The sequence below is a fragment of the Chryseobacterium sp. UNC8MFCol genome (assembly GCF_000482305.1).
Classification (GTDB): Bacteria; Bacteroidota; Bacteroidia; order Flavobacteriales; family Weeksellaceae; genus Chryseobacterium; species Chryseobacterium indologenes.
In genome coordinates this window covers 58,860-85,010 of sequence record NZ_AXUZ01000013.1, presented here as the reverse complement: position 1 = coordinate 85,010, position 26,151 = coordinate 58,860, and the positions used below count along the sequence as shown (strand labels likewise).

General features: G+C 37.2%; 27 protein-coding genes. 16 read left to right on the top strand and 11 right to left on the bottom strand.

Annotation, left to right across the window (positions count from 1 at the left end):
- Positions 1-3: 3 nt before the first annotated feature.
- The 3 genes from M030_RS25465 to rplU all read right to left on the bottom strand — a co-directional run bounded on the left by M030_RS25465 (position 4) and on the right by rplU (position 1,199).
- Complete coding sequence (locus M030_RS25465) at positions 4-162, bottom strand: bacteriocin-like protein (RefSeq protein WP_155860238.1); 159 nt, start codon at positions 160-162, stop codon at positions 4-6.
- A 191-nt stretch (positions 163-353) separates the two neighbouring features.
- Positions 354-611: a 50S ribosomal protein L27 gene (gene rpmA, locus M030_RS0107460; protein ID WP_027372929.1), complete on the bottom strand. Its 258-nt coding sequence runs from the start codon at positions 609-611 to the stop codon at positions 354-356.
- A gap of 12 nt (positions 612-623) precedes the next feature.
- Positions 624-1,199: a 50S ribosomal protein L21 gene (gene rplU / locus M030_RS25245; protein ID WP_074942095.1), complete on the bottom strand. Its 576-nt coding sequence runs from the start codon at positions 1,197-1,199 to the stop codon at positions 624-626.
- Between the two features lie 182 nt (positions 1,200-1,381).
- On the opposite strand from rplU, the gene M030_RS0107450 reads away from it, so the two are divergent.
- The 8 genes from M030_RS0107450 (at position 1,382) to M030_RS0107415 (ending at position 11,662) form a co-directional block, all read left to right on the top strand.
- A complete protein-coding gene (locus M030_RS0107450; RefSeq protein ID WP_027372928.1) occupies positions 1,382-2,266 on the top strand; it encodes a metalloprotease in 885 nt (294 codons plus the stop codon).
- Between the two features lie 387 nt (positions 2,267-2,653).
- The gene (locus M030_RS0107445) at positions 2,654-3,742 is read left to right on the top strand and encodes an acyltransferase family protein (RefSeq protein ID WP_027372927.1); all 1,089 of its coding nucleotides are present in this window, start codon (positions 2,654-2,656) and stop codon (positions 3,740-3,742) included.
- Between the two features lie 74 nt (positions 3,743-3,816).
- Positions 3,817-4,398 carry a tRNA-(ms[2]io[6]A)-hydroxylase gene (locus tag M030_RS0107440; protein WP_027372926.1) on the top strand — a complete coding sequence of 194 codons (582 nt, stop codon included), beginning with the start codon at positions 3,817-3,819 and terminating at the stop codon, positions 4,396-4,398.
- A 23-nt stretch (positions 4,399-4,421) separates the two neighbouring features.
- A complete protein-coding gene (locus tag M030_RS0107435; RefSeq protein WP_027372925.1) occupies positions 4,422-5,039 on the top strand; it encodes a DUF502 domain-containing protein in 618 nt (205 codons plus the stop codon).
- A gap of 92 nt (positions 5,040-5,131) precedes the next feature.
- Positions 5,132-6,508 (top strand): tryptophanase, encoded by a 1,377-nt coding sequence (locus M030_RS0107430; RefSeq protein WP_027372924.1) that lies wholly within the window; start codon positions 5,132-5,134, stop codon positions 6,506-6,508.
- Positions 6,509-6,811: 303 nt separating this feature from the next.
- Positions 6,812-7,888 (top strand): FAD-dependent monooxygenase, encoded by a 1,077-nt coding sequence (locus M030_RS0107425; protein WP_027372923.1) that lies wholly within the window; start codon positions 6,812-6,814, stop codon positions 7,886-7,888.
- 5 nt (positions 7,889-7,893) lie between these two features.
- Complete coding sequence (locus tag M030_RS0107420) at positions 7,894-9,051, top strand: pyridoxal phosphate-dependent aminotransferase (protein ID WP_027372922.1); 1,158 nt, start codon at positions 7,894-7,896, stop codon at positions 9,049-9,051.
- Positions 9,052-9,223: 172 nt separating this feature from the next.
- On the top strand, positions 9,224-11,662 hold the full coding sequence (locus M030_RS0107415; protein WP_027372921.1) for a TonB-dependent receptor plug domain-containing protein: 2,439 nt from the start codon (positions 9,224-9,226) through the stop codon (positions 11,660-11,662).
- 97 nt (positions 11,663-11,759) lie between these two features.
- Here the strand turns inward: M030_RS0107415 and M030_RS0107410 are convergent, their stop codons facing one another.
- On the bottom strand, positions 11,760-12,977 hold the full coding sequence (locus tag M030_RS0107410) for a PQQ-dependent sugar dehydrogenase (RefSeq protein WP_027372920.1): 1,218 nt from the start codon (positions 12,975-12,977) through the stop codon (positions 11,760-11,762).
- A 51-nt stretch (positions 12,978-13,028) separates the two neighbouring features.
- Here M030_RS0107410 and M030_RS0107405 point away from each other — a divergent pair, with 51 nt between their 5' ends.
- Both M030_RS0107405 and uvrB read left to right on the top strand, forming a co-directional pair.
- Positions 13,029-13,457 carry a hypothetical protein gene (locus tag M030_RS0107405; RefSeq protein WP_027372919.1) on the top strand — a complete coding sequence of 143 codons (429 nt, stop codon included), beginning with the start codon at positions 13,029-13,031 and terminating at the stop codon, positions 13,455-13,457.
- Positions 13,458-13,630: 173 nt separating this feature from the next.
- Positions 13,631-15,622 carry an excinuclease ABC subunit UvrB gene (gene uvrB / locus M030_RS0107400; RefSeq protein WP_027372918.1) on the top strand — a complete coding sequence of 664 codons (1,992 nt, stop codon included), beginning with the start codon at positions 13,631-13,633 and terminating at the stop codon, positions 15,620-15,622.
- A gap of 123 nt (positions 15,623-15,745) precedes the next feature.
- On the opposite strand, the gene M030_RS0107395 is transcribed toward uvrB, so the two are convergent.
- The 4 genes from M030_RS0107395 to M030_RS0107380 all read right to left on the bottom strand — a co-directional run bounded on the left by M030_RS0107395 (position 15,746) and on the right by M030_RS0107380 (position 18,608).
- Entirely contained in the window at positions 15,746-15,982 is a 237-nt protein-coding gene (locus M030_RS0107395) for a DUF3820 family protein (RefSeq protein ID WP_027372917.1), read from the bottom strand.
- Positions 15,983-15,993: 11 nt separating this feature from the next.
- Complete coding sequence (locus M030_RS0107390) at positions 15,994-17,070, bottom strand: AI-2E family transporter (protein WP_034722288.1); 1,077 nt, start codon at positions 17,068-17,070, stop codon at positions 15,994-15,996.
- 12 nt (positions 17,071-17,082) lie between these two features.
- Positions 17,083-17,811: a beta-carotene 15,15'-monooxygenase gene (locus tag M030_RS0107385; RefSeq protein ID WP_027372915.1), complete on the bottom strand. Its 729-nt coding sequence runs from the start codon at positions 17,809-17,811 to the stop codon at positions 17,083-17,085.
- A 71-nt stretch (positions 17,812-17,882) separates the two neighbouring features.
- Positions 17,883-18,608 (bottom strand): hypothetical protein, encoded by a 726-nt coding sequence (locus tag M030_RS0107380; RefSeq protein ID WP_027372914.1) that lies wholly within the window; start codon positions 18,606-18,608, stop codon positions 17,883-17,885.
- A 44-nt stretch (positions 18,609-18,652) separates the two neighbouring features.
- Between M030_RS0107380 and M030_RS0107375 the strand changes: the two genes are divergently transcribed.
- Together M030_RS0107375 and M030_RS0107370 are read left to right on the top strand one after the other, a co-directional pair.
- A complete protein-coding gene (locus tag M030_RS0107375) occupies positions 18,653-19,630 on the top strand; it encodes an aminodeoxychorismate synthase component I (protein WP_027372913.1) in 978 nt (325 codons plus the stop codon).
- Positions 19,614-20,240, top strand: a complete 627-nt coding sequence (locus M030_RS0107370) for an aminotransferase class IV (RefSeq protein WP_027372912.1) — start codon at positions 19,614-19,616, stop codon at positions 20,238-20,240. The genes M030_RS0107375 and M030_RS0107370 overlap by 17 nt, the downstream gene beginning before the upstream one ends.
- On the opposite strand, the gene menD is transcribed toward M030_RS0107370, so the two are convergent.
- Positions 20,237-21,913 (bottom strand): 2-succinyl-5-enolpyruvyl-6-hydroxy-3-cyclohexene-1-carboxylic-acid synthase, encoded by a 1,677-nt coding sequence (gene menD / locus M030_RS0107365; protein ID WP_027372911.1) that lies wholly within the window; start codon positions 21,911-21,913, stop codon positions 20,237-20,239. The genes M030_RS0107370 and menD overlap by 4 nt on opposite strands.
- Positions 21,914-21,996: 83 nt before the next feature.
- On the opposite strand from menD, the gene M030_RS0107360 reads away from it, so the two are divergent.
- Positions 21,997-22,947 (top strand): isopenicillin N synthase family dioxygenase, encoded by a 951-nt coding sequence (locus tag M030_RS0107360; protein WP_027372910.1) that lies wholly within the window; start codon positions 21,997-21,999, stop codon positions 22,945-22,947.
- Between the two features lie 43 nt (positions 22,948-22,990).
- On the opposite strand, the gene M030_RS0107355 is transcribed toward M030_RS0107360, so the two are convergent.
- Positions 22,991-23,221: a hypothetical protein gene (locus tag M030_RS0107355; protein WP_123861786.1), complete on the bottom strand. Its 231-nt coding sequence runs from the start codon at positions 23,219-23,221 to the stop codon at positions 22,991-22,993.
- Positions 23,222-23,482: 261 nt separating this feature from the next.
- Between M030_RS0107355 and M030_RS25730 the strand changes: the two genes are divergently transcribed.
- From M030_RS25730 to M030_RS0107335, 3 genes are all read left to right on the top strand, one after another.
- Positions 23,483-23,644: a bacteriocin-like protein gene (locus tag M030_RS25730; RefSeq protein ID WP_164464870.1), complete on the top strand. Its 162-nt coding sequence runs from the start codon at positions 23,483-23,485 to the stop codon at positions 23,642-23,644.
- 159 nt (positions 23,645-23,803) lie between these two features.
- Complete coding sequence (locus M030_RS25460; protein ID WP_115596884.1) at positions 23,804-23,974, top strand: bacteriocin-like protein; 171 nt, start codon at positions 23,804-23,806, stop codon at positions 23,972-23,974.
- 223 nt (positions 23,975-24,197) lie between these two features.
- A complete protein-coding gene (locus M030_RS0107335) occupies positions 24,198-24,959 on the top strand; it encodes a hypothetical protein (RefSeq protein ID WP_027372907.1) in 762 nt (253 codons plus the stop codon).
- Between the two features lie 93 nt (positions 24,960-25,052).
- On the opposite strand, the gene M030_RS0107330 is transcribed toward M030_RS0107335, so the two are convergent.
- Positions 25,053-26,099 carry a PA0069 family radical SAM protein gene (locus M030_RS0107330; protein WP_027372906.1) on the bottom strand — a complete coding sequence of 349 codons (1,047 nt, stop codon included), beginning with the start codon at positions 26,097-26,099 and terminating at the stop codon, positions 25,053-25,055.
- Positions 26,100-26,151 lie beyond the last annotated feature (52 nt).

Below are 26,151 nucleotides of genomic sequence, written 5' to 3'. Positions count from 1 at the left end.
TCTTCAGCACGGACTACATGCTTCTACAAGTAAACAATGAGCCTTTTGCCAAGGGGTCCATCTGCACCAGTCCTCACAGGTATCTGTAGGTGAAGGGCAGATTCCTACGCCCCCTTTAATTGTTTTTAAACTTTGCTTTGCAAGCTTTCTTAGATTTTTCATACGTATTAGTTTTAATTTGGTGCCTACTCTCTATGCTTTTCGGCTTCCGCAATGTATTTTCCTCTGGTCATTCACAAATATAAAAATATTTCACATCCGGCAGAATATTTATAAAAAAATTAACTTTTGGAGTGAAAACAAAAAAAATCCTCAACAAATGTTGAGGATTTAATTTTATAAAACGCTTATAACTATGCGTTTGGCTCTACAGATACAAAAGATCTGTTGTTTGCTTTCTTTCTGAAAACTACTTTACCATCTACTAATGCAAACAAAGTGTGATCTTTACCGATTCCCACGTTATCACCTGGGTGGTGCTGAGTACCTCTTTGTCTAACAATAATATTTCCGGCAATAGCTGCTTGTCCTCCGAAAATCTTCACACCTAATCTTTTAGAGTGAGACTCTCTACCGTTCTTGGAACTACCGACTCCTTTCTTGTGTGCCATTTTATTACTGGATTATTTATTAAGTGCTTTAAATTGATCGATATTCTTAATGATTGCAGCATCTACTTCCTCATGAGTAAGAATATTCTTTTCTAATTCAACTTTAACCGCTTTACCTAAAGTAATTAAAGTTTCTCTGTTCTCTTTAGACTGAGACAAATTGTTTTTCTTTAAGTGATAGTTCAACTCGTGATCTTCACTAAAGTTAACAGTTGCGTTGTCAGAAAGAACTTCACCTTTCACAGTTTCTTTTTTAGCAGCTTTTTTAGCTCCTCCTTCAAAACCTGTAATACCAGTGATTACGATTTGAGTTAAAGATTGTCTGTGACCATTTTTCACTTGGTAACCTTTTCTTCTTTTCTTTTTGAAAACGATTACTTTATCAGCTTTAACGTGGTCAAGAATCTCTGCTTCTACAGTGATCCCACTTACAGCTGGGGCGCCTACAGTGATTGCTCCGTTTACAGTAAGAAGAACTTTATCGAAAGAAACTTTTCCTCCTTTATCTCCTTTTAAACGGTTCACAAACAACTTTTGGTCTTGCTCAACTTTATATTGAAGCCCTGCTATTTCTACAATTGCAAACATTGTTTATAAATTTTTAGTTATTTCGAGGTGCAAATATAAGAATTATTTTATAAATAGCTTACAATCAAACTAATGTTTTTTTGATTTTTTTCTATTCACTCCATTTTGAATAATTTTAACAATAATATATTCACACGTATGAGAATATTTATTAACTTCGTTTCACCAAAATTGAATTTAATATGAAAAAATTTAATCTCTGCTTACTAGCAGGCGTTGTTGCTGCAACATTCCTTACAGCATGTAGCGATGACAAAATGGACGACGCTGTCCCATCACAACAAGAAACTCTGAGCGCAAAAATTGAACAACCCACAGATCGTGAAAAATCCTGTGCTTATGTAGACAACAACTGGAGTTCATCAGCTGTATTGCTGACCGGGCTACAGAATTCTACAGACACCAGTTTTATGAACGGTCAGATGACTAAAATTGCCAGCATGTGGGGTAGAAGCAATCCTACTTTGAGGTTTGTAAATGATCCTTCCAATTACAATTCCACCTATAATGCGATCTCCTACTCTACAGGAAAGATCTATTATGGTTATGCAATCTATTATGATGCTAAAGCAAAAGGTGGAGACATCGTAAACGCCATGATCCTTGCTCATGAGTACGGACACCAGCTGCAGTACATCTTCGGGCTTCCTTCGGTAAATGAAAATACCGCAAGACCAAATGAGCTTGAAGCAGACGGGTTTGCAGGATATTATTTAAGAAGACCAAACGGATACAACAAAACGAACTTCTCTGAAATTGCTGCCGCTTACGAATTTGCACAAAGCATCGGAGATTATCAGACCACAAGCCCCGGGCACCACGGAACACCGGCACAAAGAAGATCGGCGGTTCGTTTAGGATTCCTTCTCGGTCAGTACGATCTTAATGCTTCGAATTTTGATTATAACTTCTTCTATTATTATCAAGGTGTTTTAAATGGCACCTACAAAATGGCAAAAAACACTGTTAATCCAGAGATTGATGCTTATATGAGCAAATATATAGATGAGTTGCGAAAAATTCAAACCGGAGAAATTTCTGCGGAAGAATTTAAAAATCTTAAATAGACAACACATTCATTTTTAGCATATTTAAGAAAGGAGGCAGACATTAAGTCTGCCTTTTTTTATTGATTTTATTAGCATATTATTGCCTATATTAGCAGCCTTATTATGCTGTGAATAATTTTTAATAATAAAAAACTCACACTTAATTGAATATTTCATATATTCGTTGTACACAAAACATAACATGATAAAAAAATCATAAATCCCTATTTATCAGCAGTTGTGGTTGAAAAATTCATAAAACACACTGTCTGATAAAAATTTTACATAACCGAACACATTCATTTTAGCATATTTAAGAAAGGAGGCAGAATTTAGTTTTGTCTCTTTTTTATGGTCTTGGGAAAATAGCGAAACTTTATTTACTTTTGATCCATATCTACTATTATGAACAGAGATCTCTATATTGATTTTGCCAAAGGGCTGGCCACCTTATCTATTATATTCATCCACACTGCTTTCTGGTCGGGCCAATTTTATATTCCTGCAGAAGTGAGGGTATTTTCTCTGGTTTTTGATGTCGCTCTTTTTTATGCCTTAAGCGGCATTACTTCCGGATCCAATATTGAGAAAACTTTTTACAGATTATTAAAATTACAGATCACTTATATGATCTTTGTAACCTTTTTATTTTTTCTGGATTATTTTTTCAAAGTTTTTGGCTTAACATTCTTTTCAATGGATTGGCTACAGCATTTTTACTCAACCTTTGGATCTAAATATGCAACAACCAGCATTTCAACATCTCCTCAATGGCAGAATTTAGGCAACTGGTACCTTCATCAATATACCAATGCAGATACTTTCCCGGTTGTCATGGGCAGTTTTTGGTATCTGAAGGTCTATTTTGTCCTGACCGTCTTTGGAGTATTAATTTTAAAATTCTTTCCGAAACACATCAATTGGTTTATCGGGGTTTGTGCAGTCCTTACTCTCCTATTCAATATTTTTCCGGAATATTATCCAACCGGACAGGTGGGTTATGTGGCATTTTATCTTGCCGTATTTTTAATAGGAAACAGAATGCGGGGGAAAAAAATTCCTCCCAAAACAATTCCTGTACTGTATGCTGCTGTCGCCGGAATATTGGTTTGGATGTTCTGGTATTACGGAAACGATATCTTTTATAAAATCAATAAAAATAAATTTCCACCTAAGATCCCTTACATTATCTGGGCTCAATTCTCTCTTGTGACCTTATTTGTTCTTTATAACAGATTAAAAATCACCAAGGAAAATTGTATAACCTATATTGGGAAAAATGCTATTTTCTTTTATTTCGCACAGGGAATCAGTTCTTCGCTGATCTATTTTCTGGTCGTTCCCTTGAAAGAAAACATGCCCTGGTGGGCTTTGATGATCATTATTTATGTCATTAATATCATTTTGGCATTCATCATCTCCGCAGGGTTGAAAAAAATAGATTCTCTGGGTTGGAATATTTTGGAATTCCTAAGAAGAAAAACGAGTTTTTAATACTTTATCGATCAAATTGAAATAAACTCAGCATTCTTACTTCAATTTGTTTAAATTTACAAAAAATTTACAACATGTTTAAGTTGAAACTACCTACCGACCCAAGGTGGGCAAATATTGCAGAAGGAAACATTGAAGAAATTTTAACGGATCATGCCTGGTGTGAACAAAAAGCGGCAACCAATGCGATTACATTAATCACCATGCTGCCTGAATATCCGGAAATTGTCACAGAACTTCTCGCTATTGCTCAGGAAGAGCTGGATCATTTCCAGCAGGTACATGAGATCATTAAGAAAAGAGGCTATACCTTCGGAAGAGCAAGAAAAGATGATTATGTCAATCAGTTGGCTAAGTTTATCATCCAGGGAAGCCGGGAAGATCTGATTGTAGATAAAATGCTTTTCGCCGCAATGATTGAAGCCAGAAGCTGTGAAAGATTTAAAGTCCTTACTGAAAACATTAAAGATGAAGAATTAAAGGTTTTCTACAGAGAATTAATGATTTCCGAGGCCAATCATTATACGACCTTCATCGGGTTTGCCAGAGATCTGGGAGAAAATCCCGAAAAAGTAAATAAACGTTGGGAAGAGTGGCTGGACTACGAAGCCAGCATTATCAAATCCTTTGGAAACAAAGAAACCATTCATGGATAATAGATAACGGTAAAGAATATACATTGAAGAAATCAAGCTTTGAACATATAGCCAATTTATTTCTGAAAAACTTTTTTCAGGGATTGCTTATTATTGGACCTATAGGACTTACCATTTTTGTGATCTGGTATATTGTAAGCGCAATTGATAATCTTATCCCTTCGCTTGCCCATCAGATTCCGGGGCTTGTTTTTGTATCAATAATATTATTTACAGCTATTTTAGGATATTTGGGAAATAAATTTGTGGTAGGAAGATTCTTTTTCGACACCATGGACAGTCTCCTGGAAAAAACGCCCGGTGTAAAACATATTTACACCCCCACCAAAGACGTCATGTCTTCATTTGTGGGAGATAAGAAAAAATTCAACGATCCTGTATGGGTAAAAACCAATGAGAATCCGGAAATCTGGAGAATCGGCTTTTTAACCCAAAAAGAAATGTCAGACGTTGACAAGCATAATTATGTTGCAGTATATTTACCCCATTCCTATGCTATTTCCGGGTGGGTAATTGTTACTGAAGAAAAAAACATCAAACCTGTAGTGGGGATGACTGCAGCTTCGGCTATGAAGTTTGCAGTAAGCGGCGGTGTAGCCGGATTTCATTCTGACGAAAACATCTTTAAGGCTCCGGAGTAATCCTCTCCTCTTTCCTTACCGTACATTGATGAATTTGAAATTATTTTCAGACAGATTTTCTTTACAAACAATTTAAAAACATACTTTAACACATGAATTTACCGTACGCGGAACCTTTCCGCATCAAAATGGTGGAAGAAATCCGCCAATCTACAAGAGAAGAAAGAGAACAATGGCTTAAAGATGCCAATTACAACCTTTTCAATCTAAAATCTTCTCAGGTTTTTATCGATCTTTTAACGGATTCAGGAACAGGAGCTATGTCTGACAGACAATGGGCTGCGTTGATGACCGGAGATGAAAGCTATGCAGGATCCCGTTCTTTTGAACAGCTTCAAAATACAGTGGAAAGAATTACCGGTTTCAAATATTTATTACCCACTCACCAGGGAAGAGCAGCAGAAAATGTTCTATTCTCTGTATTAGTCAAAGAAGGTGATGTAGTTCCCGGTAACTCTCACTTTGATACCACCAAAGGACATATTGAATTCAGAAAGGCCCATGCGATCGATTGTACGATTGACGAAGCTTTTGATATCAATGACCTTCATCCATTCAAAGGAAATATTAACCTTGAAAAACTGGAAGCAGTTTATAAAAGTCATCCCAAAGAAAACATCCCTTTCTGCCTTATTACTATTACCTGCAACTCTTCAGGAGGACAACCTGTTTCTCTTGAAAACATGAAGGCTGTAAAAAAACTTTCCGATCAATATGGAATCCCTGTATTTTTTGATTCAGCAAGATTTGCAGAAAATGCATATTTCATCAAAAAAAGAGAACAAGGTCAGGAAAACAGAAGCATCAAAGAAATCTGTAAAGAAATATTCTCGTATGGCAACGGAATGACCATGAGTTCTAAAAAAGACGGACTTGTAAACATAGGAGGGTTTATTGCTTTAAATAGTGAGGAAATCTTTAGAAAAGCATCCAATTTCACGATTATATATGAAGGGTTTATCACCTATGGAGGAATGGCCGGAAGAGATATGGCTGCGCTGGCTGTAGGCCTTGATGAAGCAACGGAATTCCCTTATCTTGAAAGCAGAATCTCACAGGTTGAATACCTTGGAAATAAACTGATTGAGTATGGAATCCCTGTTCAGAAACCGATTGGGGGCCATGCCGTATTTATTGATTCTCTAAATTTCCTTCCCAATGTTTCCCGTGAAGAATATCCTGCACAGACGTTAGGACTTGAAATTTATAAAGAAGCTGGAATCAGAACGGTAGAAATCGGAACCCTATTGGCAGACAGGGACCCTGAAACAAGACAAAACCGTTATCCCAAACTGGAACTGGTACGTCTGGCAATTCCGCGAAGAACATATACTAATAACCATATGGATTATATTGCTGCAGCAATAAAAAATGTATATGAAAGACGCGAAGAGGTAGCAAAAGGATATAAAATCACCTGGGAACCTGAAATATTAAGACACTTTACCGTACAGCTTGAAAAAGCTTAACATATAAACCGGACTTAGTTCCGGTTTTTTTACGACTACGCATATCCGGAAATTTAAAAGAAAGACCTCAGCTGAAAATATCTAACCCATTGTGATTACTATAGTTCTCACCTATAATTTTTTTAACATTCCGATTGTATGGTCCTTAAAATCCTATGCTCTTCATTTAAATTATTAAAAATCAGCAAACAAATTAATTTATTTTTTAAGAATAGTGAATGTTTTTAATTTATTTTTGCACCAGTCTAATCAATAGGCAAAATATTTTAAACACTAACCTGAAAAAATCCTTTTATTCCGAAAATGAACAAAATTGCTGTCGTAGGCGCCGGTATTTCCGGCTTAAGCATAGCGAATTACCTGGAAAAACACAAAATAAACTATCATATTTATGAAAGAAGACAAAAAGAAGACCTGGCAGGTCATGGTTTCCTTATTCCACAAGAGGGATTCGAATACCTGAGTCAGATCATTGATCCGTCTTTGCTGTTTAAACATGGCAGTTTTTTAAAAAAATACACCCAATATTCTCATCAAGGAAAAGTACTTGGCGAAAAGGACCTCAACAACGTTTTTGCTATTTGCAGATCTTCACTGATAAGGCTGTTATCTCAACATATATCTCCGGAAAAGATAAGCTACGGAGAAACACTTGGTTTTGACAGTACAGATAAAGGAAAACTTATATCCAGTGAGGGAACTGAGATTACTGCAGATGTTATTATTGTTTCCGACGGTTCAAAAAGCCGTATCAGAAGAGAAATTTTCAAGAATGAGAAAATGAGGGCCGTCAGGGAGAATGAAGTAGTTAATATCATTACAAACCGGCAAATTGCAGATAGCATTGATCATGACTTTATGAAATTCCATCATGAAGACGGCGGATTAACTTTTGGCATTCTTAAACTTTCAACGGACACCATTCTCTGGTATTCACAATTTGATAATGAAAAATACCGGATCAATGAATGTTCTCCTGACCATTTAAAAAAATATATGCTTGAAGTCTTTGATGAATGGCATCCTCTGGTGGTATCGATCGTGAGGAAATCAGATTATGAGAACGTTCATTTATGGAGAGTTTATGAATTGGAAGAACTCAATCCGTTTTATAAAAATAATGTTGTTTTTATAGGAGATGCAGCTCATCCCCTCATTCCTTTTACAAGCCAGGGCGTTACCTCCGCACTGAAAGATTCTTTTATTTTAACTAAACACCTCGTTGAAGAAAGCAATTTACAGGAAGCCTTCAGAAAATATGAATCGGATAGAAAACATGAAGTTGAAACCCATATCCAAAACGGAAGAACCCTGTTGGATCAGTTTCTCCTTCCAACAAGCCAACAGACAGAAAATATTTTACCCATTTCTTATAAATAAAAAATATGTTTACCAACAACGATATCAACTTTGAAGCATTAAAAAGAAAGGCCTATAACGGAAGATGGGCAACACTGGATGACGGGATTATTCCTTTAACGGCTGCTGATCCGGATTTCAGGACGGCCCCGGAAATTGAGCAGGGAATTATTGAATATATTAAGGATGGCTATTTGAGTTATGGTCCGTTCTCTGGACTTCCTGAGTTTAAAAAAAGCGTTGCGGATCATTTTAATACAGAAAAGCACGGTTCTTTTACTCCCGAAAACGTACTGGCGGTCAATAGTGCAGCGCAAGGAATGTACCTGGTTGCCTCGTATGTCCTGAAGCCGGAGGACGAAGCTATCATTTTAGATCCGGTAGATTTTTTGTTTAAAAAGTCCGTGGAAGCTGCCGGCGGAAAGGTAAAACTTTGTCCTGTAAATACCACAACCGGGGTTATCGATTTTGAAAAATTATCAACATTGATTACACCGAAGACCAAACTTATCAGCATATGCAATCCTCATAATCCCTTAGGAAAAGTCTATTCTAAAGAAACATTAAAAAAGATTTCAGAAATTGCATCTGCGCATGATTTGTGGGTGATGAGCGATGAAATCTGGAGCGATATCATCTATGACAACAAAGAATTCTACACCTACTCTTCCGTTTCTGAAGAAGCAAAGAGGAAGAGCTTTACGGTCTATGGGTTTTCGAAGTCATTTGGAATAGCTGGATTAAGAATTGGTGCTGTTTTATGCAATGATCAGGAAATTCTGGAGGATTTTACGGAAAAATCAAATTTCAATTCCACTATAGAAGGGGTTTCCACCTTATCACAGATTGCCGGAAGTGTAGCATTGGAAAGAGCAAAGCCATGGTATAAAGAATTTCTGGCCCATTTACAGCACAACCGAGATTTTGCCTGTAATATCATAAATCAATCTGAGATCTTTACAGCAAATCTTCCTGAAGCTACTTTTGTCGTATTTCCAAAAATAAAAAATGGAATGACCAGTGAAGAATTTGCCAAACATGCCCTCCAACAGGGCAAAGTAGCAATTGTTCCCGGCTCGGAAAGGTGGTTCGGAAAAGGGGCTGAAGGACACGTTAGGATCTGTTTCTCAACCTCTCAGGAAATCCTGGAGGAAGGACTTCACCGAATTATCTCTAGCTTTTAATATTAAAATTTTTCACTAAAATTCATTAAAAAGTTATTTTTATACTAGATTTTATTATTAACAATAAAATTTTAAAAATTTCATAACAAATAAATATTTTCAATGATATTTTCAATGATATTTTAAATAATTATTGATATTTTTGAATTAACCACTATTCAAAACCCTCAATATGAAAATAAAATACATCAGCATTATTTTTCTTGGTGTCTCTTCACTATCATATGCCCAACAGGTACAGGATACCATAAAAGAATCAAAGATAGATGAAGTAGCCATCACCGGAAGCCGGAATAAAAAAAGAACTGTCATCAATACTCCTGTCCCTATTGACATCATTGATATCAAGCAGGTCAGCCAGTCGACAGGCCAGGTGGAAGTGAATCAGCTCCTGCAGTTTGCCGCCCCGTCTTTTAACTCCAATAAACAATCGGGTTCCGATGGTGCTGATGCAGTAGATCCGGCGACTTTACGAGGTCTCGGACCCGACCAGACTTTGCTTCTATTGAATGGAAAAAGATATCATCAGTCTTCTCTGATTAATCTTTTCGGGACTAAAGGGCGAGGAAATACGGGATACGATATGAACACCATTCCCATCGGTGCTATAAAAAGAGTGGAAGTTCTGCGCGACGGAGCTTCAGCTCAATATGGGTCAGATGCGATTGCAGGGGTAATCAACGTCATTCTGAATGATCGTAATAAAGGCTTTGAGGGAAATGCATTCTATGGGATGAATCTTTTTAAAAGCCCCGGAAACAATGATGTGGTTTCGGATCACAAAATCGATGGAATAACATTTAATTTTAACGGAAACCTGGGAACCCAGATAGGATCTAAAGGTGGATTCGGAAATTTCACTGCAGAATTCAGCACCAAGGATTATGCGATAAGAAACGCAAATCCGGAAATCTATAACGATCCTGATCCTGCCCCCAGACAACGTTTCGGAGATGCCAAAGCGCAAAATGTATATTTCTTTGGCAATATTGAACTTCCTCTGTCTGACGGTCTTAAGTTTTATTCCCGTCAGGGGTTTTCACGTAGAAATACAAAAGCTTATGCATGGACAAGAACAGCGGCTGCCGATGGAAACATACCGGGGATCTATCCGAACGGATTTAATCCCATTGAAAACACAAGTATCACCGACTTCACTTTTGACAATGGTTTAAAATTTAAAGTAGCTGACTGGGAGGTAGATTTTTATAATGCATTTGGAAACAACAGGTTTACTTATGAAATTGATGATACCGTCAATGCTACTTTAGGATTAAAATCTCCTACCAGCTTCAATGCAGGCGGACACTCTTTACTCCAAAATACTACCGGATTTAATGCCGTCAGACAGTTCAAAGTATTGGAAGGGTTAAACATTGCCTTCGGATCAGAGTTCCGATATGAAAAGTTCAATATTATCAAAGGAGAAGAGGCTTCTTATACCATGTATGATATTAACGGAAATATCGTAACCCGTGATACTCCGACAAATCTACTGGTAACCAACCCGATAAGCGGAGCTGTAAGACCGGGCGGCTCCCAGGGCTTTCCTGGATATTCCACCGATATTGGAAAAAGCAGGAATAATTTTGCAGCGTATGTAGATACTGAACTTGACATTACAAAAAAATGGATGATAAGTCTGGCGGGAAGATTTGAGAATTATAACGACTTCGGAAGTACTTTGAATGGAAAGTTTGCCACAAGATATGCCTTTACTCCCCAGTTTGCTTTCCGGGGGTCTTTTTCTATGGGCTTCAGAGCTCCTTCATTGGCACAGAAATATTACAGTCAGCAATTCACCAATTTCCAGGGAGGAAAATTGGTAACCATTCAATTGGCCTCTAATGACAGTGACCTGGCTACAAGGGTAGGCATCTCTCAGCTTAAGCAGGAAACCTCGGTAAATGGTAGTGCCGGATTTACTTTTAATACCGGAAAATTTACAGCAACGGTGGACGGGTATTATATCAATGTTAAAAACAGGATCGTTCTTACAGGGAATTTTTCAAGGGGTGACCTTCCTACAGATGTTCAGACCGATTACCCATATATAGATCAGGCGCAGTTTTTTTCCAATGCAATCAACACCCGTACTAAAGGAATTGATGTTATTCTAAGTTACAATGAAAATATCGGATCAGGAAAGTTAACGGCAACTCTTGCCGGAAATTACAATGATATGGAAATAACAAAAGTTAACACTTCTGACCGGCTGGCCGGCAAGGAAGACATTTACTTAAGTCCGCGGGAAAGAGCTTTTATCCTTGCATCTGCTCCGAAAACGAAAGTTAACCTAAACCTTAATTACAAAATCAGCAAGTTCAATGTTAATCTGCAAATGGTAAGATTTGATAAAGTTACACTGATTGGATATGATAACGCAGAACAGGTATACAACCCAAAGGTAACAACGGATTTATCTTTTGGTTATGAATTCTCCCAAAGCCTGAATCTGACGCTGGGAAGTAAAAATATATTTAACCGATACCCTACATTACAAAGTGCTCATGTAACAACCGGAAATACAGAAGCAGGAGGTATTTTTGACCCTGTACAAATGGGATTTGCCGGACGACAGGTTTTTGCCAGGTTGAACTTTAAATTTTAGAATAGCCAGAAGCCGGAAGAACGAGGTCAGATGTATCTCTTCATGCCTCAAGCTTCATTATAAAAATGTCCGGTTGATTTTTTCAACCGGACATTTTTCATTTTTTTGAAATCCTATACAGTTTCCCGCTATCGGTGACCGCATAAAGATTTCCGTCGCTTCCGTTCAGTACATCTCTGAAACGCTCTTTCTGATCTGCAAGAAGACGCTCTTCTCCTACTACTTTATTATCTTTCATTACAATTCTGTCAATATGCTCACCACTCAGACATCCAATGATCAGGTTTCCTTTCCATTCCTCAATATTCCCGGTGTAGAAAGTGATTCCGCTGGGAGAAATAACCGGATCCCAATAATAAACGGGCTGTACGGTACCTTCTTTCCGGGTAATGCCCTGCCCCACTTTATCTCCGGAATATTCAATACCATAGGTGACGTCGCCCCAGCCATAATTTTTCCCGGGTTCAATAAGATTAATTTCATCACCTCCTCTTGGCCCCATTTCCACATCCCAGATATTTCCGTTTGGATCTATGGCAAGCCCTTGCGGATTTCTTACCCCATAGGCATAGATTTCAGGTTTGTAGCCTTCTTTTCCGATAAATGGATTTCCGGGAGCAGGTTGACCTTCTTTTGTAATTTTTAAGATCTTCCCTAAATAATTATCTGTTTTTTGAGCATAAGCCCTGGTTACTTTATCAGACCGTTCTCCCGTACTCACAAATAAATTCCCGTCTTTATCAAAAGCCAGTCGGCTTCCATAATGCTTATCGCCGTCATAAGAAGGTTCTGCACGAAAAATAACCTTAATATCTGATATCTTTTTAAGATCCGTAGATAGCTTACCTTTAGCTACAGAAGTAAGGTTTCCTTTTCCGAAAGGTTCTGAAAAGCTAAAATAGATCACATTATTAGTTTTAAAATCAGGATCAAGAGCCACATCCAGCATTCCGCCCTGCCCTTTTGGGTCCACTTTTGGAAACCCTTCTATTTTTGAAACCTGTTTTCCATCCTTTGAAACCACATTCATATAACCTCTTTTATCCGTAATGAGAAAACTTCCGTCCGGTAAATTGATAATTCCCCATGGCTTCCCAAGGTCTTTATTCAGAATTTCCACAGCATAAGAAGTCTTTGTTTTCACTGCTTTGATCCTTGTCTGGCCCTTGAATGCAGGTTGATACTCAGAATTGGGTCTTTCAGTTTCCACACTTCCGTCATTTCCGGTTTGTTGTGCACTGATCTGATTCTTCTTACACGAAGACAGCATAAGAAAAACACTGATTAATGGAACATAAAATTTACTGATTTTCATAACGTTATGATTTGATGGTGTAAAATGAATGGAAAAATAATGCCATAAAATTTGCGTATCAATAACGATCAAGATGAAAAGTTTACTATCTTTTTTGCAATCAAAAATTTAGACGGAAAAAAAATTACTTATCAGAATTGTAATGTACTTCTTACAAAGAATGATCTTGCGCCATTTAGCTTCTGGAATATATGGGAGACAGCTATGCAAATGACGGCAATATTGACCCTAGAATTTACAGCTGCTAATATTTCCGCACAAAAAGGGATTATAAAATCTGTAGCTTACATTCATATTGATGCCACCGGAAAAACAACAGACATCCATGTCTCAGGGGAAAATGAAACTTTTAACAAAGAGCTTCTCCAGACAGTCACCGGGATAAACAATGAAACCATGTGGATACCTGCAACAGAAAATGGTAAAGCCGTCGCCGCAGTATTAAAACTGCCGCCAACGATGTCCTTCGGTCACCAGTAGAAGAAAAGCACCTTTTGGGCGCTTTTTTATTATCCCTTTTTTAAGCTATCTATTCGGATAATAAAATACACTCCCAAAATGCGTTAAATTTTCCGGGAACAAAAGATTCAGCTTCAAAACTTTATCAAGCCTAATAATATCTTTCGTATTTTTGTTGTATACATTCTCTTTCTATGAATTTTAAGCTTCAATCTGAATATAAACCTACCGGAGATCAACCTCAAGCCATCGAAAAACTGACCGAAGGAATAGAGATTGGTGAGAAATACCAGACTTTACTTGGGGTAACGGGTTCCGGGAAAACATTTACCGTGGCTAATGTTGTACAAAATGTTCAACGACCGACTTTGGTTTTAGCCCACAACAAAACTTTAGCGGCCCAGCTTTTTATGGAATTTAAAGAATTCTTTCCTGAAAATGCTGTGGAATATTTTGTCAGTTATTATGATTACTATCAACCCGAAGCCTATATCGCAACAACGGGAACTTATATTGAAAAGGACCTGAGCATTAATGAAGAGGTTGAGAAGCTGCGTCTTTCCGCAACGGCAAGCCTTCTTTCCGGAAGAAGGGATGTTTTGATTGTGGCTTCTGTTTCCTGCATTTATGGTATCGGAAACCCCATAGAATTTCACAAATCATTAATTTCAATAGCAATTGGAGAGAAAGTCACCAGAACAGCACTCCTGCACTCTTTAGTAAATGCACTCTATGCCAGAACACTCAATGAATTCCAAAGAGGAACATTCCGTGTAAAAGGAGATGTGATTGATGTTTTTCCCGCCTACGCAGATAACGCGATAAGAATTCAGTTTTTCGGAGATGAAATTGAAAAAATACAAAGCTTTAATCCCGTAAGTGGAAATGTGGAAGCCAATTTTGACCAGATCCAGATTTATCCTGCCAACCTGTTTGTCACCTCAAAAGAAACCCTTAATGGTGCTATCCGAGAGATCCAGGACGATATGGTAAAGCAGGTAGATTTCTTTAACTCCATTGAAAAGCCTTTGGAAGCCAAAAGACTTCAGGAAAGGACAGAACTCGATCTGGAAATGATTAAAGAATTAGGATATTGCTCCGGAATTGAGAACTATTCAAGATACCTTGACGGCAGACTGCCTGGAACAAGACCTTTCTGTCTGATAGATTACTTCCCAAAAGATTTTTTGATGGTGATCGATGAAAGCCACGTGACAGTTCCTCAGGTGCATGCCATGTATGGTGGTGACCGTAGCAGAAAGGAATCATTGGTAGAATTCGGATTCAGATTGCCGGCTGCAATGGATAACAGACCATTAAAGTTTGAAGAGTTTGAGGCCATGCAGAACCAGGTAATTTATGTTTCCGCAACTCCGGCAGATTATGAGCTGGAAAAAACAGGAGGTGCTTATATTGAGCAAATCATCAGGCCGACAGGGCTTTTAGATCCAATTATTGAGGTAAGGCCGAGCTTAAATCAGATTGATGATTTAATGGAAGAAATCCAAAAGAGAGCTGATGCTGACGAAAGGGTTCTGGTAACGACCTTAACGAAGAAAATGGCGGAAGAACTTACCAAATATTTTACAAAATTCGGGATCAGAACAAGATATATTCACTCTGATGTTGAAACGCTTGAACGCATTCAGATTATGCAGGACCTGCGTTTAGGCCTTTTTGACGTTTTAATCGGAGTAAATCTATTGAGGGAAGGTCTGGATTTACCGGAAGTTTCACTGGTTGCTATTTTAGATGCTGACAAGGAAGGGATGCTAAGAAGCAGAAGATCAATGATCCAGACGGTAGGGCGTGCGGCCAGAAATATCAACGGAAAGGCCATCATGTATGCGGATAAGATCACCAAATCTATGCAGGCAACATTAGATGAAACTGAATACCGCCGTGCAAAACAGATGCAGTACAATGAGGATAACGGCCTGGTACCAAAGGCTCTTAACAAAAAGATTTCTGGAAATCTGGTGGGAAGAAGCAAAGACTTCCCAGATGAAAAATATACCCAGAAAGAGATCTTACAGAAGGTTGCCGAAGTTAAGGCCACCTATGCCAGCGAAGATGTCGAAAAAATAATTGAACAAAAGCAGAAAGAGATGGAAGCAGCAGCCAAGAATCTTGATTTTATCAAAGCTGCTAAACTAAGGGATGAAATTGCTGCTCTGAAGAATTAATTAAGGATGAACGGAAGAGGATTTATTCTCTTCTAACCTCTTTTGACTCATTAATCATTCTATCTATAAAATTTAGGGCGGCATCTTCGATGCCGCCCTAAATTTTATGTTATCCCCATTTTCTTATTTCCCAGTTTTTACCGATGCTCTGATCGGTATCAGCAGATCCATCAATCCGTTCAGCTTTATTTCATACACTGTTGACAGCTGCATTCCCAATTTTCCTTTAGGCATTCCTGTTCGGTTAAACCATTCAAGGTAACTTACCGGAAGATCGGCAAGAATGGTACCTTCATATTTTCCAAAAGGCATTTTCATAATGCAGATTTCCTTTAATATTTCTGTATTGAGTCCTTCCACTTTTTATATCATTAAATCAGTTTATTTTCTGGATCGTTACCATTGGGTAATTCAAGATCAGGAGGTGCATTTTCGTCTGCAAATTCATTCCGGTATACCTGTATCAGGAGTAAGGTAAGTGAAATTAAGATAGGACCAAAAATAAGGCCCATAAATCCAAATAAATTCATCCCCATAATAATACCAAATACAGTATTGAGCGGGTGAATATTCTCCAGTTTCTTCAGCAGGGTAAAGCGAAGTAAATTATCCGTAAGACCTACGACAACAACACAGTAAGCCGCCAGACCTAATCCCGGACCGGTATTTCCCTCAGCAATCATAAAAATACAAACCGGAACATAGACTATTGCTGTTCCTACAACCGGAATGACAGACGACGCTGCTGTAAGGGCAAAAAGCAGTACAGGCCCCGGAGCCCCGAATATAAGATATCCTATCAGAGATACAATACCCTGACCTATAGCTACCACAGGTATCCCTATTGCATTCGCCATGATCAGCTTTCTCATTTTATCGCCGATCAAAGATACATTTGATCTCTTCAGTGGTGCGGAAGAGGTAAGAATCTTCTCAAATAGCCTTGGTTTTTCCAACATGAAATACAAGATAAAGTACATCGACATGATCACTGTAAGGGTATTGAAAGTGCCACTCAATGCTGACGTAGAAAACTTACCTACAAAATTCTTCAGCTTGTTCATATTTTCTGCACTGAGAATATCAAAACCAACTTTGGAATAAATATAGGAATGTATTTTGTCTAAAAATACATTGAATTTTGTCATGTAGGCCTGTGCATTCCCGAGTTTATCAATAAGCAGGTCAGCGATGAAGTAAATCGGTAAAATCAGTACAATAAGGCTGGCAAACATTAAAAGAAAAGCGGCCAGTGATGGTTTCCATTTTTTTTCTTCCTGAAGATAAAAATTATACTTTCTACAAACGACATAGATCGTTATTGCCCCCAAAACAGAAGGGATAAACAATGCAAGGTTAAAACAGATCAACCCGGCCAGCACCAAAATAATGGCCAGCAATAATATCTGTTTAATGGCTACACTACTGATCTGTTTTTCCTTGTCCATTATATATTTTTATTATTTGTTGTACATTATTTGTCTTGGTTTTCCCAGAAAAGCACAATAGGTTGAATACATGACAACCATCATGAACGGTGCTGTCAGAATAATTCCTATTCCGCAAAGAATAACCCCGGCTAAAGATATTAATGCTCCAAGAAAACCTGTTAATAAGAAAACACCATAATTCTCTTTTGCAATATTGAAAGACTTGCTTAATGCCTCTGTAGCTGAAGCGTTTTCAAACAGTAGAATCGGGTATCCTATTAAAAGAAACGGATATACAAAAATAACCGGGAAAAAGCACAATGCTGCTGCCACAGTAGAGATAAGCCCGGAGAGGAAGCTATATATCAGAATATTCACAAAATTCTGACGATATCCGATAAAAAGATCGGAAAACTCAACCGGATTTTTCGTGTTATACTTATTAACCATATAGATCAATCCTACATACAGAGGAGCCAATAAAAGTCCGAAAAGGCTGGAAGCACCCATATACAAAGAGAACCCCGGAGCATTCCAGTAATTAAAATCTCCACCTGAAGATTTCATCTCTTCCAACATATTTGCAGAATTAAATCCTGTAACACTCTGGATCACAACACCTCCTATCAGATAAATGATCATCGCCACGATACCGTAGCCAAAAACTCCTTTGTACATTTCAAAGGCGTGCGAAATAATTGATCCCGTATCTCTATTGGGAACAGAACCCTGCTGGTCAAATTCGTTAAATTCAGACATAGTTTAATATTTAATGATTTTATCAAAAATAGCTTTTTTTAGCAAAAAATCATATTAAACAGAGGTGAATTTTAACCTTTTTCTGAAAAGACCGTTTTATATAATGAATAGATCATGGCATTCCAAAAAGGAAATGTAAAAAGCCCGCCCACTAAAAACAGGGTAAATCCAAGATATTTAAACAATACTGCCACAATCACACACACGATAATCTCAACAAAAAACATTCTAAGCGCTTTGAGGTTTAAAGAAATAGCCTCAAATATCCTTTTATTGGTAAAAAACATCAGCGGTGCAACAAATATTGTCATAGCGACCCAGATTACTGCCAGGAAAATCGTAGGAATAGTAAACCTGTAGATCAGAAACCAAAAAATATAATACCCCAGATATTTAAAAAAATTAAGTCCATTGTAGCCTACAAAAAGGTCACTCAATTCAATTTTTTCTTTTAGATCAAGCTTTCTGAAAATCTGGAACATTCCAAGATTCAATGGATATAGAAATGCCATGGTTGCCCAAATAGCAAGGGTAAACATCTGATAATTTTCAGTAGCACTCAGTTCCGCAATTTTTTCCATGTAAACTTTTGTTCCCTGTTTAAAAGCTTCTGCCAACATCTGATTCTGCTCTAATATCCCATATCTTTCACCGAAGAAAAATAATGAGGTAAGGAAGATTCCGAAGAAAATCATTGAAAACATCAACTGATAAACCAGTGTTTTATTCCAGTAAAAAAAAGCCTGCTTCAGTATAAAATCCAGTCCCGGTTTCTGAGGATATTTTGTCTGCATCATAAAAATTTTATGCAAAAGTAAACATCAATAAGTATTTTTGCCGAATGTTTTCAGTGAATCATCAAAAATTTATGGAGATGGACGAACTTTCCCTTCAGAAAGTTCCCTATTTTTTCGTCATCGACTTTCTGGCAGAGAATGTTGAGATATATCCGGAAAGTGAAATTGAAAAATCAGGCTTAATAATTGATTTTCAGAACTTTTCAACCATAAAAAACAAACATACATTAGATAAAAAAATAGAATGGAAAGCATTTCCTGAACCTATGGAAAGCTTTCAGAAAGGCTTTGAGCAGGTTCAAAAAAATATTCACCTCGGAAATTCCTATCTGGTAAATTATACGAGAAAAACTGAAATTAAGACCAATTTAAGCCTTGAAGAAATTTTTTATCACTCGAATGCGAAGTATAAGGTATTTTATAAAGATTTTTTTGTATTTTTTTCTCCTGAAACTTTTGTGAAGATCTTGGACGGTAAAATTTTAACCTATCCCATGAAAGGAACAATAGATGCTTCTATCGAAAATGCAGCAGAAATTCTGAAGAACGATAAAAAAGAAAAAGCAGAACATTATACTGTAGTAGATCTGCTTCGTAATGATCTGAGCATGGTGGCAGAAGAGGTAAAAGTGGATGATTTTCAACATATTGACTTAATAAAAACCCAGCAAAAGGATCTCTATGCCATGAGCTCTGAAATTTCAGGAATAGTAAAGCCTGAGTTCAAGGGAAAAGTTGGAAGTATCATGAAAAAGCTGCTGCCTGCCGGTTCAATTTTAGGAGCGCCAAAACCTAAGACGCTGGAGATCATCCGGGAGGCTGAAGGATATGAAAGAGGCTATTACACGGGAGTATGCGGCTGGTTCGATGGTGAAAATGTAGACAGTTGCGTGATGATACGCTTTATAGAAAAAGAGGGCGAAAAACTCTATTTCAAAAGCGGAGGTGGTATTACCCACATGAGTAAATTAGAAGACGAATATCAGGAAATGAAAAATAAAATCTATGTCCCAATTCATTGAAAGCATTAAAGTAGAGGATCAGGAGATTTATCTATTGGAACTACATCAGAAACGTGTCAATCAAACATTTTCCCACTTCGGGAAAGAAGATTCGATTGATCTGGCTAAAATTTATAAAAATCTCGACCATGATGAAGACGGGCTTTTCAAACTAAGAATTGCTTATGACCTGGATAAAAGAATCAGAACTCAGATGATTCCTTACGCTATTCCTGAAATACAGGATTTCCAGCTCGTAGAAAACAACAGCTACGACTATTCATTTAAATTTGAGGACCGTAAGGAGCTTGACAAAATGAAAATGAAATCTAAAGCAGAAGAAATCATCATTGTCAGAAATAATCATATTACAGACACTTCTTTTTCCAATCTTTTATTTTTAAAAGGGAAAGACTGGTTTACCCCTACAACCTATCTTCTTAATGGAGTACAAAGACAATATCTTTTAAAACATAAAAAAATAAAAGAGGCTGAAATTACCTTACAGAATATAAAGCAATTCAGCCACTTTCAAATTATCAATGCCTTAAATGACTTTGATGATATGTTTATCTATCCGATTGACAGAATTATGAATTTGCCTGGAAATGAAGAGTATCTGGATCTTTAATTCTCTTTCATAAAGTTAAAATACGCTTTTTGCACATCTGCACTATTTTTTCCATAGGTATTTACTTCCAGGATTTTTGGCTGTGCATCAGGCTTGAAGAAATTCTCCAACACCCTGTCTAATGTAAGCTCATCCTCAACTTTGATATAAGAAAAACCGAAATGCTTGGCCAGATGCTCAGCATTTTTTTTATGTTTAGTAGCAATAAATTCGTCCAGTGTGTTCGGATTAGCGTTTCCTGGTCCCGGAATGATTTTAAAAATATTCCCTTCACCATTATTAAAGATCATAATCCTTACAAACGGGGGAATATATTGATTCCAAAGACCATTGATATCATAAAAGAAACTTAAATCTCCGGTGATCAACAAGGTAGGATTAGCATTCTTGATAGCAAATCCCATAGCTGTAGAAGTGGAACCATCAATTCCACTAGTTCCCCGGTTACAATACATTCTTCTCTTGCCAAAATCAAACAGCTGTGCATACCGGATCGCTGAAGAATTGGCAAAGTGAATATTATAGTTTTCAGGAACGGTCTGTGCCGCTTTATTAAAGAAATAGAAGTCCGAAAACTCAACTGTATTTAAAAACTGCTGGTGCTTTGCATCCTTCTTATCCCTTAAAACATCCCAGAGGTTGTAGTAAGGCCGCGGTTCTAAATTAATGTATTTCAATAATTTAGAAAAGAAAACTTCAGGTTTCACCTCTATTTTCTCTGTCAGGGAATAATAAGTATCTGGCTGCCAGATTTCATCCAGATGCCAGTGTTGCTTCGGACGCGCATTTCTCAGGAATTGTTTTACTTTTTTGGAAACTACGTTTTGTCCCACTGTAATTAATAAATCAGGAGCATATGTCTTGTAATCTTCTTCCGTGAAATTGAAAATATAACGGTCTATATGTCGGAAGAATTTCTCATGATACAGATTGGAGTTTGCTTCACTCAACACAATGACAGAATGGTTTTTAACCAATTGTGTAAGTTGATTTTCTAACTCAGGACTGTAATCTCTTGTTCCGACCAGGATCATAATTCTCTGGGAAGTATGCCAGTCAGCAATCAGATTGGAAGGAATTTCATACTCTTTATGCCTGATGGTTTTTTCAACCGTAGGAAAAGTAGGAAGCTCAGAAACCAGTTCATAAAGTGGTTCTTCCAAAGGTATATTGATATGTACCGGCCCTTGTTTTTCAAAACAAAGCTCGATTGCTTTTTTTATCGTGTCAAAATTAATTTCTTCTGCGTGCTCTTTGGTGTCTTCCAACAGCTGAAAGTCACCATAAGAGTGTTGATGAAAAACATCCTTCTGTCTGATGGTTTGCCCATCAAAAATATCAACAAAGTCCGTAGGCCTGTCTGCCGTAAGCACCAAAAGCGGAATATTCTGATAAAAAGCTTCCGTAATGGCAGGATAGTAATTAACCACAGCAGATCCGCTTGTGCAGGTAACAGCCACAGGCTTCTTCTCACTTTTCGCCATTCCCATGGCCACAAAAGCGGCACTTCTCTCATCCACAATGCTGAAACAGTTAAAACTATCTACTTCAGAAAAGTGAATCGCCAAAGGAGCATTTCTTGATCCCGGGGAGATTACCACGTCTGCAATTCCGTACTGTTGAAGAAGATGTGCAAGTATTTGGATACTTCTCTTGGAAGAATATTTTTTCATACAGCAAATTTAACTTATAAATAATGATTTTAAAATCATTTAAATTAAAAAAATGTAATTTTGCTGTTCGTAAATTTCTAAAAATGGATAAAATACCTAGTGTAGACCTGCGTGATTTCCTTTCGGGCAACCCGGAACGCAAACAGAAATTTGTAAATGAAATCGGAAAAGCTTATGAAGAAATTGGTTTTGTTGCCTTAAAAGGCCACTTTCTTGATGACAACCTTGTAGATGATTTGTATGGAGAGGTAAAAAACTTTTTTGAGCTGCCAGTGGAAACGAAACAGAAGTATGAAATTCCCGGAATAGGCGGTCAGAGAGGGTATGTAGGATTTGGTAAAGAAACTGCTAAAGGTTTCAAAAAAGGAGACTTAAAAGAATTTTGGCATTTCGGACAATATGTGTCTGACGATTCAAAATACAAAAAAGAGTACCCTGACAATGTAATCGTTGATGAACTTCCGAAATTCAACGAAGTAGGTAAAGAAGCTTTCCAGATGCTTGAAAAGACAGGACAGTATGTTTTAAGAGCTTTAGCCCTTCACCTTGGTTTAGATGAGTTTTATTTTGACGACAAGATCGCAGAAGGAAATTCTATCTTAAGACCTATTCATTATCCTCCAATCACTGAAGAACCGGATGATGCGGTACGAGCAGCAGCACACGGAGACATCAACCTTATTACCCTTCTTATGGGAGCTCAAGGTAAAGGTCTTCAGGTTCAGAATCACAAGGGTGAATGGATCGATGCTATTGCAGAGCCGGATGAATTGATGATCAACGTTGGAGATATGTTATCAAGACATACCAACAACAAATTGAAATCCACTATTCACAGGGTTGTAAACCCACCAAGAGAAATGTGGAGTACTTCAAGATACTCAATTCCCTTCTTTATGCACCCGGTGAGCGGAATGTCTTTAAATGCTCTCGACAACTGTGTGGATGAAAACAATCCAAAATTGTATGAAGATACCACAGCAGGAGAGTTCTTACATGAAAGACTTGTAGAGCTGGGATTAATTAAAATATAATCATAGTAATAGTCAGTAATTGAAATTACTGACTATTATTTTTCTAGCCTGTTATACAATAAAATTCAGGACAGGGAGTAGACTGGGTAAAAGTTCCCCACGGACAAATACAGGTGTAAGTATCACCTCCGCCACCGCCCGGGCCATCGCCGCCGCCTGGATTTATATAAGGTACACATTGGCCGCTTGAACAAATGTATCCTGCAGCGCAACCACCGGTCCCCGGCACCTCACCATCAAAACAGTAGGCAGGTCCTATATCACCCGCAACCATACTTTTTTGTTCATCTCTGGAAAGTTTTTTGAAATTTTTCATAGTTTTTGAAATTTTAGTTTTTCCTACTCTATAAGCTTTTCGGATCTCGCTTTTTTCTAAAATTAGAACTTATTTATCTATTATTCAAATATTTACAGTAAAAAATACACCAGTGTTATTTTTTTTTGAATAAATTTATTTTTTTTCATACCTTATTTTATTTAATTAAAAATATTTTATTTAATTTTGATTTACTATCAAATTTTTAATTAAAACCATATGAAAAATTTAAAAAAACTTAGAAAAGACCAATTAAAAGGAATATCTGGAGGAGCTCATCTTCCTGAACCTGAATTCTGCATGTACTATTGCAATGGCACTGTGATTTGTGCAAGCTGTAGTGATGATTTTAAATGTCCGGTGACAAACAACGATATGTAAGATTGAGTATCAAAATGTAATAAAAAAAGACCGTTTCCTATAAAACGGTCTTTTTGATGCTTTCCTTTTTAAGATGGCCGTTATTTATTTCCAATATACAGCTGGTATACAATCACTTATTTTTTTCAGTATCTTTAAGACATCTCAAATTAAAAAAATATGAAAAATCTAAAAAAGTTAAACAAAAACAAGCTAAAGGAAATTTCCGGAGGAATAAGCTATCCATACCCGGGAGAATGTTTTTATGTATGCAGTGATGGTATTCAATACCGGGAATTATGCAGGGTTGAATTTATTTGTCCTGACGGAGAACAACCCATTATTTATTAAAATAATCTCAATTTTGAAACAAGACCCGTTCTTTTTAAGAGCGGGTTTTTATGATCAGAGTTAATCTCATTCTATAAAATAATAATCGATTTATATTAAAAAATCAATAATTGAGTACAAATTAAATCAAAAAAAAAAACACATCATAAAATCAATTATATCCAACATTCTCTTCACAATTAATCATATATTTGTTAAGAAACCAACAAAAAAAACAATTATTATGAAAAGAACATTTCGATTCACAGCAGGGATTATTGTGTTTAATTTCTTGACAATTAGCGCCCAAGTAGGGATTAGTACTACTTCACCCAGAACTACGTTAGACATCATCGCAAAAATTCCAACAGGAACAGCAACCCCACAAGTAAAAGACGGGCTTATCATTCCCAATGTAGACAGAGCACGGGCTCAGGCGATGGGAGATAATACCACCACATCAACTCCATTTTCCACTTTAATCTTTGTCAATAATGTGACAACCGGAACAGCTGCCGGATCCGCTGTCAATATAACAGCTCCGGGTTTTTACTATTTTGATACTACGTCCCTTCCTGCACCTGGTTTATGGCAATCCATAAGACCCACAAATGTGGATTTGTACGGAGCACAGCTGAGAATACCACCACATAATCAATACACTGCAGATTTTACAAACCATTCCAATACAGGATATGACAGTGATAATTGGTGGGTTATTTCGAAGTCATCCGTAAACTCTACAACAAATCAGACGGCAAGAATGACGATCGTATATGAGTATCAAGGCACTCCTTTCAACATCAATAATTTATATCCTCAGTTAACTGCCGGAAACAATTCAGGATTTCCGGATATTTATACAGCTAATGTTGTCGCATTAGCCAATAATGGAACAGCCGGCAGAACCAGACTTACGGTATCAGTAGGAAGGGTTGATTCTTCAGCAAGTAACTGGCAGGGTACTTTCTTCCTCAATGTTCTCCTCGCTAGAAAATTAAATTAAAAGCTATGAAACATCATTCCTGAGTACTAGTAGACTTGAAACTAAACGATAAGAAGTAAGCATTTATTTATATAGATGCTTATTTTTTGACAATTAATCAAACAGCCTTAATTGCTGGTCCTTGCTTCCTGTAAAATTAGACGTCGAAAGTTTGGGAAATTCCTTTCCTTCAAAAAATTTTTTCCTGCCGACTTTAAAAGTTGTATGAATCATTTCTGCAATATTCCCTTCGCCTTTTTGTCTCTCGAAATACCTTTTGTCTCCAAGTTTTCCTCCCCGCATAGAACGTATCAAGTTCAAAACTTTCCGGGCACGGTCAGGAAAATGTGCTTCGATCCATTTGACAAATACTGGTTCCACGGTGTCATTTAACCTTACTAAAGTATATCCAAATCCCTGCGCTCCGGCATCAGAAATAGCTTTTAATATGGTAAGCGGCTCGTCACTATTCAACCCCGGAATAATAGGGGCAACCATGACATGAACGGGAATATTATTTTCAGAAAGTACTTCTATGGCCTTCAATTTATTAGCCGCCGAACTGGTTCTTGGTTCCATTTTTCTTCTCAACTCTTCATTAATTGTCGGAATACTTAATGAAACAGAAACCAGGTTCTGTTCTGCCATCGGTTTCAAAATATCAATATCCCTCAGTACCAAAGCGTTCTTTGTCAGAACATTCACGGGATGCCTGTACTCAAGACATACCTGCAGAAGTTTCCGGGTAATTTCAAATTGTCTTTCAGCAGGCTGATAGCAATCTGTATTTCCGGAAAGTAAAATGGGAGCAGCCTGATATCCTCTTTTTTGAAAAAATTTTTCCAGAAGCTCCGGAGCATTCTTTTTAACCATGATTTTTCTTTCAAAATCAATTCCTGCACTATAGCCCCAATACTCATGAGTAGGTCTTGCAAAGCAATAAGCACAACCATGTTCACATCCCTGATAAGGATTCATAGAATACTCCATCGGAAGATCTGCACTCTTTACCTGATTGACAATTGTTTTAGGAAAAACTTCTGTGAAAGAAGTCTTTATGGTTTCGAAATCTTCATCATCAGGTTCATAGGTATACCTGTCGAAACGGTTGATAACGTTTCGCTGAGCTCCCTGACCTTTTATGAAATTTTCGTTTGACATTCTGATGTAAAATTATAATGCTTTTTTCATAAAGTAATGATTTTTAACACTA